Source organism: Paenibacillus sp. GCM10023250, assembly GCF_042653205.1.
In the GTDB taxonomy this organism is placed as follows: Bacteria; Bacillota; Bacilli; order Paenibacillales; family Paenibacillaceae; genus Paenibacillus_Z.
Genome location: NZ_JBHSHY010000005.1, coordinates 1 through 13577 on the forward strand (window position 1 = coordinate 1; position 13577 = coordinate 13577).

General features: G+C 64.5%; 15 protein-coding genes and 1 pseudogene. 10 read left to right on the forward strand and 6 right to left on the reverse strand.

Going from position 1 to position 13577, the window contains the following annotated elements; genetic code table 11:
- Positions 1-174, forward strand: a pseudogene (locus ACFPB1_RS06405) (group II intron reverse transcriptase/maturase); the annotation flags it as partial.
- 180 nt (positions 175-354) lie between these two features.
- Here ACFPB1_RS06405 and ACFPB1_RS06410 read toward each other — a convergent pair.
- The gene (locus tag ACFPB1_RS06410; RefSeq protein WP_379223154.1) at positions 355-1359 is read right to left on the reverse strand and encodes a sensor histidine kinase; all 1005 of its coding nucleotides are present in this window, start codon (positions 1357-1359) and stop codon (positions 355-357) included.
- Positions 1356-2015: a response regulator gene (locus tag ACFPB1_RS06415; protein WP_379223532.1), complete on the reverse strand. Its 660-nt coding sequence runs from the start codon at positions 2013-2015 to the stop codon at positions 1356-1358. Before ACFPB1_RS06415 ends, ACFPB1_RS06410 begins: the two co-directional genes overlap by 4 nt.
- 482 nt (positions 2016-2497) lie before the next feature.
- Here ACFPB1_RS06415 and ACFPB1_RS06420 point away from each other — a divergent pair, with 482 nt between their 5' ends.
- The 7 genes from ACFPB1_RS06420 (at position 2498) to ACFPB1_RS06450 (ending at position 9361) form a co-directional block, all read left to right on the forward strand.
- The gene (locus tag ACFPB1_RS06420) at positions 2498-3487 is read left to right on the forward strand and encodes a formylglycine-generating enzyme family protein (RefSeq protein ID WP_379223534.1); all 990 of its coding nucleotides are present in this window, start codon (positions 2498-2500) and stop codon (positions 3485-3487) included.
- 175 nt (positions 3488-3662) lie between these two features.
- Complete coding sequence (locus ACFPB1_RS06425; protein WP_379223156.1) at positions 3663-4070, forward strand: Rrf2 family transcriptional regulator; 408 nt, start codon at positions 3663-3665, stop codon at positions 4068-4070.
- A 182-nt stretch (positions 4071-4252) separates the two neighbouring features.
- Positions 4253-5365: an AbrB family transcriptional regulator gene (locus ACFPB1_RS06430; protein ID WP_379223158.1), complete on the forward strand. Its 1113-nt coding sequence runs from the start codon at positions 4253-4255 to the stop codon at positions 5363-5365.
- 25 nt (positions 5366-5390) lie between these two features.
- Positions 5391-5957, forward strand: a complete 567-nt coding sequence (locus tag ACFPB1_RS06435; RefSeq protein WP_379223160.1) for an isochorismatase family protein — start codon at positions 5391-5393, stop codon at positions 5955-5957.
- Between the two features lie 173 nt (positions 5958-6130).
- Positions 6131-7942, forward strand: a complete 1812-nt coding sequence (locus ACFPB1_RS06440; protein ID WP_379223162.1) for an ABC transporter substrate-binding protein — start codon at positions 6131-6133, stop codon at positions 7940-7942.
- 261 nt (positions 7943-8203) lie between these two features.
- Positions 8204-8806 (forward strand): TetR/AcrR family transcriptional regulator, encoded by a 603-nt coding sequence (locus ACFPB1_RS06445; RefSeq protein WP_379223164.1) that lies wholly within the window; start codon positions 8204-8206, stop codon positions 8804-8806.
- A 108-nt stretch (positions 8807-8914) separates the two neighbouring features.
- Complete coding sequence (locus ACFPB1_RS06450) at positions 8915-9361, forward strand: hypothetical protein (RefSeq protein ID WP_379223167.1); 447 nt, start codon at positions 8915-8917, stop codon at positions 9359-9361.
- Positions 9362-9459: 98 nt separating this feature from the next.
- Here ACFPB1_RS06450 and ACFPB1_RS06455 read toward each other — a convergent pair whose 3' ends face one another.
- Both ACFPB1_RS06455 and ACFPB1_RS06460 read right to left on the reverse strand, forming a co-directional pair.
- The gene (locus ACFPB1_RS06455; protein ID WP_379223169.1) at positions 9460-9924 is read right to left on the reverse strand and encodes a DinB family protein; all 465 of its coding nucleotides are present in this window, start codon (positions 9922-9924) and stop codon (positions 9460-9462) included.
- 52 nt (positions 9925-9976) lie between these two features.
- Positions 9977-10489 carry a HugZ family protein gene (locus ACFPB1_RS06460; protein ID WP_379223171.1) on the reverse strand — a complete coding sequence of 171 codons (513 nt, stop codon included), beginning with the start codon at positions 10487-10489 and terminating at the stop codon, positions 9977-9979.
- A gap of 112 nt (positions 10490-10601) precedes the next feature.
- On the opposite strand from ACFPB1_RS06460, the gene ACFPB1_RS06465 reads away from it, so the two are divergent.
- Both ACFPB1_RS06465 and ACFPB1_RS06470 read left to right on the forward strand, forming a co-directional pair.
- Positions 10602-10799, forward strand: a complete 198-nt coding sequence (locus ACFPB1_RS06465; protein ID WP_379223173.1) for a hypothetical protein — start codon at positions 10602-10604, stop codon at positions 10797-10799.
- Between the two features lie 180 nt (positions 10800-10979).
- Complete coding sequence (locus ACFPB1_RS06470) at positions 10980-11396, forward strand: VOC family protein (protein WP_379223175.1); 417 nt, start codon at positions 10980-10982, stop codon at positions 11394-11396.
- A 120-nt stretch (positions 11397-11516) separates the two neighbouring features.
- On the opposite strand, the gene ACFPB1_RS06475 is transcribed toward ACFPB1_RS06470, so the two are convergent.
- Both ACFPB1_RS06475 and ACFPB1_RS06480 read right to left on the reverse strand, forming a co-directional pair.
- Positions 11517-12575, reverse strand: a complete 1059-nt coding sequence (locus ACFPB1_RS06475) for an ABC transporter permease (protein WP_379223177.1) — start codon at positions 12573-12575, stop codon at positions 11517-11519.
- Positions 12556-13575 carry an ABC transporter ATP-binding protein gene (locus tag ACFPB1_RS06480; RefSeq protein ID WP_379223179.1) on the reverse strand — a complete coding sequence of 340 codons (1020 nt, stop codon included), beginning with the start codon at positions 13573-13575 and terminating at the stop codon, positions 12556-12558. Before ACFPB1_RS06480 ends, ACFPB1_RS06475 begins: the two co-directional genes overlap by 20 nt.
- Between the last annotated feature and the right edge of the window lie 2 nt (positions 13576-13577).

Below are 13577 nucleotides of genomic sequence, written 5' to 3' on the forward strand. Positions count from 1 at the left end.
CGAGTCAGGGAGCTCCGGGCACTTGGAGTTCCGAAGTGGTTCAGTCTGGTAATGGGCAACTCAAGACGTGGCCCCTGGGAAATGTCCCGAAACACAAACAATGCCCTTCCGACTTCCTACTGGGAAGCGAAAGGGCTCAAGAGTATGCTTTCACGTTATTTGGAGCTTTGTTAACCTTTTGGAACCGCCGTATGCGGACCCGCATGTACGGTGGTGTGAGAGGACGGAGGCTAGCCGCCTCCTCCTACTCGATCGCTGCTTACAAGGTTCGCCGCCGGCGAAGGTCCTGCCGGCGGCTTACGGCGGCGTATCGCCGATGCCGCCGCGTACGGCGCCCCGAAGCTGCGCCGCCGCCTACGCGCCGCCTGCCGACGAGGGCCGCAGAAGCTCCCGGTACGGGTCGTGGCTGCGCGGGAAATGGACGGTCATCTCCGTGTACCGTCCGGGCTCCGAGACGCACGTGATATAGTGGCCCAGCTTCTTCGACAGCTCTTGGGCGAGATAGAGGCCCATCCCCGTCGACTTCATATGGATGCGTCCGTTCGTGCCGGTGAAGCCGCGGTTGAAGATGCGCGGCAGGTCGCGCGGCTCGATGCCGATGCCGCTGTCGCGGACGACGAGCCGCTTCTCCATGTCGTCTGCTTCCGCCGCGATGCGGACTTCGCCGCTGGCCGGCGTGTATTTCAGACTGTTCGACAGCAGCTGGCCGAGTATGTAATGCAGCCACTTGGGATCGCTCTGCACGGCTTCCGCACCGACGTCGAGGGACAGGCGGATCCGTTTGGCGATGAACGCCTTGGCGCTGCTCTTGACGACGTCCTTGACGAGCGGCTCCAAGTCGCAATTGACCAGCTCGTAATCCTGGTTGAAGCTGTCCAGCTTGGCGTAGTAGAGCGCCTGGTCGACGTATTGCTCGATGCGGGTCAGCTGTTCTTCGAGCGTGCGCGGCTCCACTTCGGTCTGCTGCATGAGCCGCAGGACGGAGATCGGCGATTTCACCTCGTGGAACCAAGATACGATGAAATCATAGGATTCCTTCTGCCTGGCGTGCACCTCGTTCAGCGCCCGGATGTGATCGCGCTCCATGTCTTCGATGACGCGCCTGTACGCTTCGGCCTCGAGCGAGAGCGGCTCGCCGTCTTCGCTGCTCCGGGTGCGGATGGCCTGAGCGCTGCGGCAGTACCGGTAGACGAAGAAGGCGGCCATGAGGAGCAGCTGCAGGACGATGGCGTAGACGAGGCTTTCGGACCGCAGCCCGCTGCCCGGCTCCGCGTACCCGATCAGCATGGCGAGCCCGAACGTCGCGGCGCAGAGCAGGATGTACGGCCGTTCGTAACGGAGGAAGCGCAGCATATTCATTCCGCGATATACCCCATTCCTTTGCGGGTGGCAATGAAGGCGTCCAAGCCGAGCTCGGCGATTTTGCGCCGGAGGCGGTTGACGTTGACGGTCAGCGTGTTGTCGTCGATGAACTGATCGTCGCGCCACAGCGCCTGCATGAGGTCGTCGCGGGACACGATCGATCCGGCCTTCCGCATCAGCGCGCCGAGGACGATGAATTCGTTGCGGGAGAGCTCCGCCGTCCTGCCCTCGTAATCGACGGAGGAATTGGACAGATTGAGCCGCAATCCGCGGTGAACGAGCTGCAGGCTCTCTTCCTGGTACGTATAATTGCGGCGCAGCAGGGCGCTCACCTTCGCCACGAGAATTTCGAGATCGAACGGCTTCTGCACGAAATCGTCGCCGCCCATGTTGATCGCCATGACGATGTCCATGTTGCCGCCGCGGGACGAGAGGAAGATGATCGGCACGTTGGACACGCCGCGAATTTGCCGGCACCAGTAAAAGCCGTCGTACACCGGCAGGTTGATGTCGAGCAGGATCAGATGCGGGCGCCGGGCTTCGAACTCGCCCTTCACGTCCTCGAACGCGGTCAGCTCGAAGACGTCGTACTGCCATTTGCGCAGCGTGGCGGCCACGATGGCCCGGATGTCCGCGTCGTCTTCCGCGAGCATGATTTGAAACAAAACGGCATGCCTCCTTCGGTGCGTCTGGCGGGGGATGTCTACGCCCCAGTATACCAGATGCGGCAAGGCGCGTCGTGCGGCGGAAGGCGTACGGACATGCGGCGGAAGCAGGTATATCGGGCGGTTACCGTTCCCCTGCCGGGCGCGGCCTCCGATTGCGGGCGAAGCCGTACAGCCCCGCGGCCAAGCCGCCGAGCAGCACCCACCCCGGCCGCCAGCCACGGATGGAAGCGGAGCGTCGAGGCCTCCGCCAGCAGGGCAAACGAGGGGTTGACGGGTTCGAGCGGCCGTTGACAAGCTCCGGCGGCAAGGGTATCATTCAGCACAACGATTAGATCCAAGCGCGTTAATCGGCTTTCGGCACGAAGGATCCGAAGCCGCCGCGGACCGGAACGCCGCCAATTATCGCGTACCAGGCGCCGCATTCGCGCAGCTGGTACTGTGCGGAGAAGGAGAGGACGAATATGACGATGGAAGACAAGCCGGCCTGCTGCTGCGGGACGGCAAGACAGGCCATGGAAGTGCCGGGTGCGGACCGGGCGGTCCCGGAAGCGCGGACGGACGGGGAAACGGCAGCCGCGGCGGAAGCGCCGCATGCGCCGGATCGCCTGCGGGACATGGTGCTGCTGCCCGGAGGCGAATTTCTGATGGGCACGAACGACGCGGAAGGGTTCCCGCAGGACGGGGAAGGGCCGGTGCGGAAGGTGAACCTGTCGCCGTTCTATATGGATGCCTGCGCCGTGACCAATTCGGCGTTCGCCGCCTTCGCGGCCGAGACCGGCTACGTGACGGAAGCGGAACGGTTCGGCTGGTCGTTCGTCTTCCATCTCTTCGTCCCGGAAGCGGCGAAGGCCGCAGCCCGTCCCGCGCCCGGCGTGCCGTGGTGGCTCGCCGTCGACGGCGCCTGCTGGCACCGGCCGGAGGGCGAGGGCTCAGGCATCGAAGGGCGGGAGGACCATCCCGTCGTTCACGTCTCGTGGCACGATGCCGCGAGCTACGCGCAATGGGCGGGCAAACGGTTGCCGACGGAAGCGGAATGGGAATTCGCCGCACGCGGCGGCTTGATCCAGAAGCGCTATCCGTGGGGCGACCTGCTGAAGCCGGACGGCGAGCATCGCTGCAACATATGGCAGGGCAAGTTCCCGGACAAAAACAACGCTTCCGACGGCTATGCCGGTACGGCGCCGGTCCGTGCGTTCCGGCCAAACGGCTACGGCCTCCACAACATGGTCGGCAACGTCTGGGAGTGGTGCGGCGACTGGTTCTCGGTCCGCCATGCCAAGCCCGGCAGCCGGGATCCGCGCGGTCCCGCTTCCGGCACGGCCCGCGTCATGCGCGGCGGCTCGTACTTGTGCCACCAGTCGTACTGCAACCGGTACCGCGTCGCCGCCCGGAGCTCGAACACCCCGGACAGCTCGACCGGCAACATCGGCTTCCGCTGCGCGGCCGACGCGCGATAGCCCGGGCGAAGCCGCGTCCGGCAGCCCGGCCTAGCCATGCAGCGCCGCGCGGCGCAACGAAAGGCGGCGGCCGCGGTCGTCCCGGCACCGGCAGGCATGTGCTGGGAGTTGCGGTACGGGGGAAACTGTGCTAAAATCGGCACAATAAGAGAGACAGGGGCGTTCACGAACATCGATGGCTCAATTGAAACGGTTTGGCTTCGGCCTTCAAGCGCTCATCGTGCTCGCGACGAACGACGAGCTCTGCACCAGCTCGGAGATTGCGGAGCAGATCCAATGCGAGCCGACGGCGCTTCGCAAAATATTGGCGCAGCTCGCCGACGCCGGCATCGTCGAGGTCCGGCAGGGCCGCTCCGGCGGCTACGAGCTGACGCGTCCGCCCGGCGTGATCACGCTGTACGAGGTCTATTCGTCCCTGCACGACGAGCAGCCGCAGTGGGACCGGATGCTGGACACGACCGGCAGCCACGGCTTCGGGCTGCGGGCGAACGAGGCGTTCCGGAAGATCATGGTCGACATCAACGCGCAGGTGACGCTGGTGCTCGGCAATTATACGGTGGCGGACTTGATCGCGCCGGATTAGATCGGACGCGAAGCCCGGAACACGGCCGGAGCTTGCGGTTCGTATCTGCCATAGCGCAATAACCGCCGATAAGACGAAATTTTTTTTGCTTAAATTGTGCAATTAATTGCTCATATTCCCGCTTTTCACATAGAAAACGGTACGATATGGCATTCTGAATAGAAAGCGAGGAGAGATTAGCCATGAGCGAGCGCAAACCGCTCCGCCTCGGCAGCCTGGTCGCGACGGTCGTCCTTGCGGTTGCCGGCGGGCTGCTGTTCAACCTGCTTCACATCCCGGTCCCGTGGCTGCTCGGCCCGATGATCGCGATGCTGATCGCGAATAACGCCGTCGAGAACCGCTTCCACTGGCCGCAGCCGCTCCGCAATACGGCGCTCATCATCGTCGGCTACACGATCGGCTTGTCCCTCACCGCGGCCGCGTTGAAGGAAATCGCGCAGCAGCTCCCTTACATGCTGATGATGGCCGTGCTGCTGCTGGCTTACTGCGCGGGCATCGCTTACATCGTCTCGAAGTTTTCCGGCATGGGGTACAAAACCGCCCTGATGGGCAGCATTCCGGGCGGACTGTCGCAGGTCATCCTGCTCGCGGAAGAGACGAAGGGCATCAATATTACGGCCGTTACGTTCACGCAGGTGACGCGGCTCATGATGATCGTCATCTGTGTGCCGCTGATCGTCTTCAGCCCGATCCTCGGCCAAGCGCACGACGCCGCGGCCACGGCGGCGGCGGCCGCATCCGCCGTGCTGCCGACCTGGGGCGGATTGTTCCCAAACATCCTGATCTTCGCCGTCGCCGCCGTCGCGTGCGCCCTTGCCGGCAACCGGATCAAGCTGCCGACCGCGTATATGCTCGGCCCGGCCCTCGGGACGGCGGCGCTGCAGCTCGCCGGGCTGCATGGCCCGGCGCTTCCCGGCACCGTGATCCAAGCCGCCCAGCTGATGATCGGCATCTACGTCGGGCTGATGCTGCGGCCGCGGCAGCTGCCGAACAAGCTGAGGAACCTGACGCTCGCGCTCGGCAGCAGCGTGCTCTTGATCGCCGGCGCGCTCGGCATGGCGCTGCTGCTGTCCGCGCTGCAGCCGGTCTCCGAGGCGACGGGCCTGCTCAGCCTCGCGCCGGGCGGCATGGACCAGATGGGCATCATCGCGCACGAGATCCACGCGGATCTGTCGATCGTGGCGGGATACCAGCTGTTCCGGATGTTTTTCATCTTTTTCGTCGTCCCGCCGCTGCTGCGGATGGTGCTCCGCATACAGCCGGGCGGCCGTATGAAGCGGCGCGGCGCCGCCTAAACCAAATTCACGGAGGTTATCGAACATGGAAGCATTGAACCTGGATTTCTCTAAAACGGCGCTCGTCCTTATCGATTTGCAGAAAGGCATTGTCGGCCTGTCGCCGAAAGGACCGGAGATCGTGGCCAACGCCGCGAAGCTGGTCGAACGATTCCGCGCGCGGAACGGCTTCGTGTCGTTCGTGAAGGTCGATTTCCTCGATGGGAAGGACGCTTTGAAGCCTGCAACGGATCAGCAGCCGCAGACGGGCGGCTACTCGGAGGACTGGGCGGAATTCGCGCCGGAGCTCGGCGTCGGTCCCCGGGACCACGTCGTGACGAAGCGCCAATGGGGCGCGTTCTTCGGCACGGACCTCGATCTGCAGCTGCGCCGCCGCGGCATCGGGACGATCGTGCTCCTCGGCATCTCGACGAATATCGGCGTGGAGACGACGGCGCGGGAAGCGTTCCAGCTCGGGTACGATCAAGTGTTCATCACGGACGCCATGGCGGCGCTGAGCGACGAAGAGCATGACGCGACGTGCCGGTTCATATTCCCGCGCATCGGGAAGCTCCGGACGACGGCAGCGTTCCTCGGCGGTATCGGTTCATAGCGGCCGCCGTTCGCCGCGTCGCGCATCAGACAGCCTGCCCGCCGGGGCAGGCTTTTTTGCGTTGGCGGGCACTGCCTCCTTATTATCGCGTGACGACATGGGCGTAAAAAGTGTAGAATCATACTCAAAACGTTCCCCTTTTTGCATCATGGAACCGAACGGAGGTTGAAGCGATGTTGACCTATGAGCGGTATTTGATGTTGTACGCGCGCTTCGCCAGCGAGGCGGGAGCGGGGCATCCGGTGGAAGTCACGCTCGATCAGCTGGCCGAAGCGCTGTTCTGTTCGCCGCGCAACGTGAAGCTCATCCTGCGCAAGCTGATCGACGAGGGCTTCGTTGATTGGCAGGCCGGTCGCGGCCGGGGCAACCGGTCGCAGCTGACGTTCCTGCACGGGTATGAGGCGAAGCTGCTGGAGGCGGCGCGCCAGCTGGCCGCAGCCGGCGAATATAAGCAGGCGTTCGAGCTGCTCGGCGAGCACGGCGGCGGGACGGGCGCGCGCGAGACGTTCGTGGCGTGGCTGAACGGGCATTTCGGCTACCGGAAGGTGCGCTTCGGCGAGAACGAAGGGGCGGACATGCTGTCCCTGCCGGTCTATAGGCCGATCGTGACGCTCGACCCGCGGAACCTGTACTACTCGATCAGCTCGCATATGGTCAAGCAAATATTTGATACGCTGCTGCTGTATGACCGCGAGATGGGCAAATTCGCGCCTTCGCTGGCGCATGCCTGGACGCATGACGAGCGCGGCTCGGAATGGACGTTCCATCTGCGCAAAGGCGTGCATTTTCATCACGGCAGGGAGCTGAGCGCCGCCGACGTCGTCTATTCGCTGGAGCGGCTGCGGGGCGATTATGCGGCCGGCTGGTTCGTCCGGTCTATCGACCGCGTCGAGGCAGTCGGGCAGCGGACTGTCCGAATCGCGCTCGCGAAGCCCAACTGGCTGTTTCCGCGGTTTCTCTGCTCGCCGGCGATGTCCATCGTTCCGCACGACTTGGCGGAGCAGGACGACGACTTTTGGAGCCATCCCGCCGGCACGGGGCCGTTCCGCTTCGAGGCTTGGACCGCCGACCGCTTCGAACTGCGCGCCAATCCCGGCTATTTCAAGGGGCGCGCCCATTTGGACGGCGTCGCGATCGTGACGATGCCGGCGGACACGATCGCCTTTTCCAAGAGCTGGGAGCAGCTGCTGCTGAAGGGCGAAGCCGCCTCGGCACGGCCGGAGAGCGACTGGGAGGGCGTGGAGTCCGTCTGCAACGGCTGCTCCATGCTCACGTGGAACATGCGCAAGGACGGTCCGCAGCGTTCCGCGGCCTTCCGGCAAGCCGTCCACCTGCTCGTCGACCGCGGCCGGCTCATCCGCGAGGTCGGGGAAGACCATCTGTATCCGGCGGCCGGCTTCCACCCGGAGGAGCGGATCGCCTTGGAACCGGTCCCGTTCGATCCCGGCCGGGCCGCCGAACTGGTTAGGGATAGCGGCTACGACGGGCGCGCGATCGTTATCGGCACGTACGGGCTGCACGAACGGGACGCCCGGTGGCTGCAGCGGGAGCTGGGGGAAGCCGGCATCGCGGCCGAGGTGCGTGCCGGCGATCACGATTCGATCCGCGAGCGGGGCATGCTGGACGAGATCGACGGCCTGCTGTACTGCGTCGTCTTCGAAGAAGACGACGTTTCGCTCATCGAGCTGTACGCGCAGAACGGCAATTTCATGCGGGAGAATCTGGACGAGGACCTGCTGGCGTGGACGGAGGAGCGGATCGACGCCGCGCTCGGCTGCAGGCGGCCGGAGGACCGCGCGCGCGGGCTGGCCGAGATCGAGCGGCGCCTGCGGGAAGAGGCGCATGTCCTCTTCCTGACGCACAAGAAGCGATACACGTTTCACAACCCGCATATCAAAGGCGTCGGCTTGAATTCGCTCGGCTGGATCGAGTTCAAGGACGTATGGCTGGACGAGGACGAGCCGGTCGCGGAGAGTGCCGGGTGAAGCGGCGCGCATGGCGAGGCGGCGGGGAAACGGCGCGCACAGCTTGACGAAAGCGCTGATCGTGGAACGGCTGGACGATTACGTGCGGGGACTGCTCGCGCGGGCGGAGGAGCGGGGCGCATGAAGAGGGCAGGGGCCGCGAAGCGCGGCTCTTGTTTTGCGCGTCTCCGTATCAGAGCGCCAATTATATATCCAAACATTTACAAACCGATGGTCTGTATGTATAATGGAATCAACAACGGCAAAACGGAGGAACGCGCGATGAAGCAGGAAGAGCGAAGACAGCAGACGACCCGGCAGCTGCTGGAGGCGACGAAGGCACTGATCGGGGAGAAAGGCTGCCACGTCATCACGATGAAGGATATTATGGAACGTTCCGAGCTGTCGAAGGGGGCGATCTTCCATTACGTGAGGAGCAAATACGAGCTGTTCGCCTGGGTGCTGGAGGAAAGCTTGACGGCGACGAACGACCGGTTCGAAGCGCAGGTTGAACGGCATCCCGGCGCGTTCGAGCAGCCCATGGAGGCGCTGGCGAAGCAGTTCGCCGAATTGGAGGAAGCCGGCAGTCCCACGAACAAAGTGCTTATGTACCTGCTCGGCAAGGAAGACGACCCGGTCGTCGCCGACGTGCTGCGGCAATATTACGAGCGGTCCGTCCGCTTCTCGCGGCAGTGGATCGAGACGGGACAACGGCACGGGGCGATTCCGGCCTCGGTCGACGCGGCGCAGACGGCGGAGCTGTTCGTCCTCCTGTCGCTCGGCCTGCGGGCCAGGACTTCGATACCGGGTGCGGGAAAGGCGTTCCGCGCGGGACATTTCGCCTCGTTCGTCAGCGGCAGTCTGCGCGGGGAAAGCAATAGCTAGGGCGAGGCGCATCCGGGAGGCTTGACGGACATCAATCAAGCGGCGCGGTTTCGGCAGTCTATGCGCGCTGCGGCGATTCAAACCATACCTGATCGGGAGGGATTGGCAATGGCTCCATTTATTGTCTTGATCGTTTCGTTCGCGTTGTTTCGGCTGCTTGGGTATGCGGGCGCGCCTTATTTCGCAGACTGGCAGCATGCGCTGCAGGCCGCGGTCTCGGCCATGCTGCTGCTGGCGGCTTCCGCGCATTGGGGCAAACGCCGGGCGGATCTCGTCCGGATGGTTCCCCGCCGGCTGCCGTTCGCGGAGGCGGCCGTCACGGCCACGGGTCTGCTCGAGCTGGCCGGCGCCGCGGCGCTGCACGTTCCCTCGCTGTCGTCCTACGCCGCGGCCGGTCTGATCGCGCTCTTCGTCGTGCTCTTCCCGGCCAACGTCAAAGCGGCGCGGGAACGGCTGACGATCGGCGGGAGGCCCGTTCCCGGACTGGCCGTCCGCGCGGCGATGCAGCTGATCTTCATCGCGGCGGCGCTGCTTGCGGGTCCGATCGTGCTCTGAACCGCATTGGGCGCCGCCCAAGGGCGCGTTCGAGCGCAAAAACAGAAGCAAGGCGGTCCCGCGCTGCCGGCTGCCGGCCGCGGGACCGCCTTGCTTCGTCATGCCCGGCGAAGGTTCGCCTGCTTGCGGATCATCGAGATCTGTCCGGCGTGAATGCCGGCATGGTACATCAGCCTGCCGACCGCCTCGAGCGGCGTCGACGCGGGACCGCCCATGGGCGGGACGACGGGCTCGGTCCACGCCGCCTCCGGCAGGTCGCGCATCGCCCCGCGGAGCTGCTCGTTGGAATCCCCGAGTAGCTGCAGCAGCGCGCCCAGGTCGGCGTCGCCCGCGAACCCCGCGGGTCCGCCGCTCGTCGCCAGCTTCACATGCTCCGGCATCGGCCTGCGGAAAAACCACTCCGCGAACATGTACTCCACCTCCGCGTTATGCCGCAGCATGCCGCCGATGGAGGCGGAACCGAAGGACAACGCGAGGTCGTCCGGCGACAGCTCGGATGCGGTGCGGAAAAATCGGGACTGGATGGCGCTCCAGATCGGCAGAACGGTATCGAAATGGCTCATCGTCATGCTCCTTCAGCTGTATGGAATGGATGGCGGGCGGACGCCGGCGCCGTTACGCTTGCGCCGCCCCGCCGTGGCCGCCGCGGTCGACGTGCGCGAAGCCGCCGCCCGCGGAATCGATGATGTCGTAGGCGCGGCCGAAGCCGGCGACATAACGGCCCGTTCGGGGCTCGAGCCCGAACAGGGAAAAATCAAGATCGCGCAGCATCGCGATCGTCGACTGGCCGAACCGTTCCGCGAACAGGGCGAAGATCGCCTCATGCCCTTCGTTGCCGAGATTCTCGGCCCGGCACGCGAAGCGCGCGCGCCTGCGGGCGAACGGATTCGCCGTCCGCGATTCGTCCTCGATGAGCAGGACGTCGGCAAGCGGATTGCGCTCTAGATGGCGGTAGTGATCCGCGATACGGCTGAGGTAGACGTAAAACTTCCCGTCTTTCCGCACGAACGGGGCGTAGGAGGCGTGCGGGCTGCCGAGTTCGTCGACGGTGCTCAGCACGAGCGTTTTCAAACTGTCGGCGAAGTTCGATATTTGCGAGCGGATCGCTTCGTCATCTTGCGGTTTCATGGGCATTCCTCTCTTTCTCGTTGGGGCAGTATGGGATACAAAACGGACACTGCATTGCTGGCCTCTCGGACCGGACGATTCGCGGTGCGGATATCGCTCCGGAAGCTATTGTATGCGGCCCGGAGCCGATAAAGCCGTTCGCGGCGCCGTCGCCGCCCCAAGCCGGGCCGCCGGCGGCGGCAAGCGAGAGGAGCACGGCGAGCGCGACGGCCTTGGCTACGGCTTGCTTCATGAGCGTGATGTCCTCCGTGAATTAATTGATAATGATTTTCATTATCATTATATTCGCAACGGGAGCCGTTATCAATAGGGAAAGCGGTAATCGCCGGCATGGCAGGCATTCGTTGGCAGTCATGCTTCGTTCGTGCCGCCCCTTCCTTGGGTCGTCCGGCCTTCATCGACACAATCGAATGATCAAGCGGCATTGACACGAACGCCGCGTTTGACTTGGCCGAATGAATCCTCTATCCTGACGAAGAGGTGATCGTGGATGAGTATTCAAGCAGATAAAATTTTTATTAATTTGCCGGTCAAGGATTTGAAAAAGTCCGTGACGTTCTTCAACGAGGTCGGCTTCGGCTTCAACTCGCAGTTTTCCGACGAGAACGCGGCCTGCATGGTCATCAGCGGGCATATTTTCGTCATGCTGCTGTCCGAGCCGTACTTCAAAAACTTCACGCAGAAAAAAGTGGCCGACGCGAGCAAGAGCACGGAAGTGATTCTGGCCATCTCCGCCGAAAGCCGGGAAAAAGTGGACGAAATCGTCTACAAGGCGCTGTCCTCCGGCGGCAAAATCTCGAACGATCCGCAGGATCACGGCTTCATGTACGCCTGGAGCTTCCAGGACGTCGACGGCCATCTGTGGGAAGTCATCTATATGGACGAGAGCGCCGTTAACCAGGGCTAAGCTCGTTCCATCGCGCAAAGAAGCCATTGCTTACCGGCGGCAGCCGGTCGGCAATGGCTTCTTTTTTTGAGCTATGCGGGCTATTCCGAGGCGGACCCCCGCCATTGGCGGAGCAGCGGCTCAAGCGCGGGAGCGGATCTCCTGCCGCATGAACAGGGCGTACGACAGCCCGAAGCAGATCATGGTCGCGGCGAGCAGGCCGACGAGCTGCGGCCAGCACAGCAGCAGGCTTTGGCCGAGCGGCAGCGGGCTGGCGATCGCGCCCACGACCTGCTCGGTCGTCAGCGGGCCCAGCGAGCGGATGCCCGGCGTCAGCAGCGTGCCGGTCGTCTCCGTGAACAGGTACGACGGCGACAGCCGGTTCAGCAGCAGCATGTTGTTCGCATGGCGGAGCAGGACGCTGAGCGCCGAGGTCTCCGGCGGGGTCGTCGCCTTGTCGACGATGCCCGTGATCATGCCGTAGAACACCGTGAAGAAGATCCACAGCGCGATCCCCGACAGCGCGGACGTCGCCGCTTGGCGGAACCGGATCGACAGCAGCATGGACAGGTTCAGCCAGAAGCCGACGTAGATGACGCCGACGACGAGGAACAGCACGACGCGGATCGCTTCCTCGGGCGTGGGCGGGTATCCGATCGTGAACAGGCCGAGGCCCATGACGAGGAAGCCAAGCGCGAACAGCACGACCGCGATGAGCAGGAGCGACGCGGTGAACTTGGCGCGGATGAAATCGTCGCGGTAGATCGGCTGGGACAGCAGCCGGCCGAGCGTGCCCTTGCCCCGTTCTGCGTTGATGGCATCGAACCCGAGCGCGATGCCCATGAGCGGCCCGAGGAACGAGACGAACGTCGAGAAGGCCGGCAGCGTCCCGTCGGAGGCCGTGAACATTTGCAAGAACAAGAACGACGTGTCGGCGTCCTGCGACTGGGCGCCGTCCTTGAGCGCCGTGACTGCCGCATAGATCGAGCCGATGCACGCGAGCGCGATGATGCCGATCAGGATGCCGAAGCGCCAGCTGCGCATATGGTCGCCGAATTCCTTCTGGACGATGACCCAGAACGGGGAAGCCGTGCCGCGCGCCGCCGGGTCGAGCTCGGTCTCGGCGGGCCGGCGCGCGTATTCCCGCAGCCGAGTGAGTATGCGCAGGATGCCGTTAGGATTAGCCGATGTTTCGGTCAACCGGACCGCCTCCTTCGAAGTACCGGTGATAGATGTCGTCGAGGCCGTACTGCTTTCGCTGGACGGCGTGCAGCTCAGCGCCGCTCTCGATGACGGCGCGGGCCGCGTTCGTCGCGAGGTCGCGGTCGCAGCGCAGCGAGACGCGGATCGTGCCGCCCGCCGTCTCGAGCGGCTCGCTCGCGACGGTCCGCACGCCGTCGAGGCCGGCAAGCCGTTCGCCGAGCTCCGCGGTCCAGCCGGCGACGTCGAGCTCGACTGTTACCGCGCGGTCGTCGTCGAGCTGCTCCGCGAGCGACGCGACGTCCCCGGAGGCGATCAGTTCGCCGCGGACGAACAGCCCGACCCGGTCGCAAATCTGCTGCACCTGGTGCAGATGATGCGAAGACAGCAGCACCGTCAGCCCCTCGACGCGGCTGAGGTCCCGGATGAGCGAGAGCAGCTCCCGGACGCCCTCCGGGTCGATGCCGAGCGTGGGCTCGTCGAGGATGATGACCTCGGGCCGCTTGATGAGCACGTCCGCGATGCCGAGACGCTGCCGCATGCCGCGGGAAAACGCGCCGACCTTCTTGTTCAGCGCTTCGGACAATCCGACCCGCTCCAGCAGCTCTAGCGCCCGAGCGCGGGCCGAGGCGGCCGGAATCCGGTTCAGCCGGGCGGTGAAGACGAGGTTGTCGAGCGCCGTGCGGTCTTCGTAGAAGCCCACGTCGTCCGGCATATAGCCGACGCGGCGCTTCACCTGCAGCGGCTGCCGGGCCGGGTCGAGTCCGCATACCCGAACGCGTCCGCTCGTCGGCTCGGTCAGGCCGAGCATCATGAGGATCGTCGTCGTTTTGCCGGCGCCGTTCGGGCCGAGCAGGCCGAAAATTTCGCCTTTGGCGATCGTCAGGTTGAGGCCGTTGACGGCGGTTTGGCCGTCGTACCGTTTGGTCAGCCGGATGAGCTCGACGATCGGGCGCCCGCCGTCCGCCGGGGCCGGCGTTAAGGGCCGTGCCAACGTCATGG

Excerpts from the sequence above, each read along its gene's own strand:
- ACFPB1_RS06410 (WP_379223154.1), bottom strand. The coding sequence starts at position 1,359 with ATGAATATGCTGCGCTTCCTCCGTTACGAACGGCCGTACATCCTGCTC.
- ACFPB1_RS06415 (WP_379223532.1), bottom strand. The coding sequence starts at position 2,015 with ATGCTCGCGGAAGACGACGCGGACATCCGGGCCATCGTGGCCGCCACG.
- ACFPB1_RS06420 (WP_379223534.1), top strand. The coding sequence starts at position 2,498 with ATGGAAGACAAGCCGGCCTGCTGCTGCGGGACGGCAAGACAGGCCATG.
- ACFPB1_RS06425 (WP_379223156.1), top strand. The coding sequence starts at position 3,663 with ATGGCTCAATTGAAACGGTTTGGCTTCGGCCTTCAAGCGCTCATCGTG.
- ACFPB1_RS06430 (WP_379223158.1), top strand. The coding sequence starts at position 4,253 with ATGAGCGAGCGCAAACCGCTCCGCCTCGGCAGCCTGGTCGCGACGGTC.
- ACFPB1_RS06435 (WP_379223160.1), top strand. The coding sequence starts at position 5,391 with ATGGAAGCATTGAACCTGGATTTCTCTAAAACGGCGCTCGTCCTTATC.
- ACFPB1_RS06440 (WP_379223162.1), top strand. The coding sequence starts at position 6,131 with ATGTTGACCTATGAGCGGTATTTGATGTTGTACGCGCGCTTCGCCAGC.
- ACFPB1_RS06445 (WP_379223164.1), top strand. The coding sequence starts at position 8,204 with ATGAAGCAGGAAGAGCGAAGACAGCAGACGACCCGGCAGCTGCTGGAG.
- ACFPB1_RS06450 (WP_379223167.1), top strand. The coding sequence starts at position 8,915 with ATGGCTCCATTTATTGTCTTGATCGTTTCGTTCGCGTTGTTTCGGCTG.
- ACFPB1_RS06455 (WP_379223169.1), bottom strand. The coding sequence starts at position 9,924 with ATGAGCCATTTCGATACCGTTCTGCCGATCTGGAGCGCCATCCAGTCC.
- ACFPB1_RS06460 (WP_379223171.1), bottom strand. The coding sequence starts at position 10,489 with ATGAAACCGCAAGATGACGAAGCGATCCGCTCGCAAATATCGAACTTC.
- ACFPB1_RS06465 (WP_379223173.1), top strand. The coding sequence starts at position 10,602 with ATGCGGCCCGGAGCCGATAAAGCCGTTCGCGGCGCCGTCGCCGCCCCA.
- ACFPB1_RS06470 (WP_379223175.1), top strand. The coding sequence starts at position 10,980 with ATGAGTATTCAAGCAGATAAAATTTTTATTAATTTGCCGGTCAAGGAT.
- ACFPB1_RS06480 (WP_379223179.1), bottom strand. The coding sequence starts at position 13,575 with ATGACGTTGGCACGGCCCTTAACGCCGGCCCCGGCGGACGGCGGGCGC.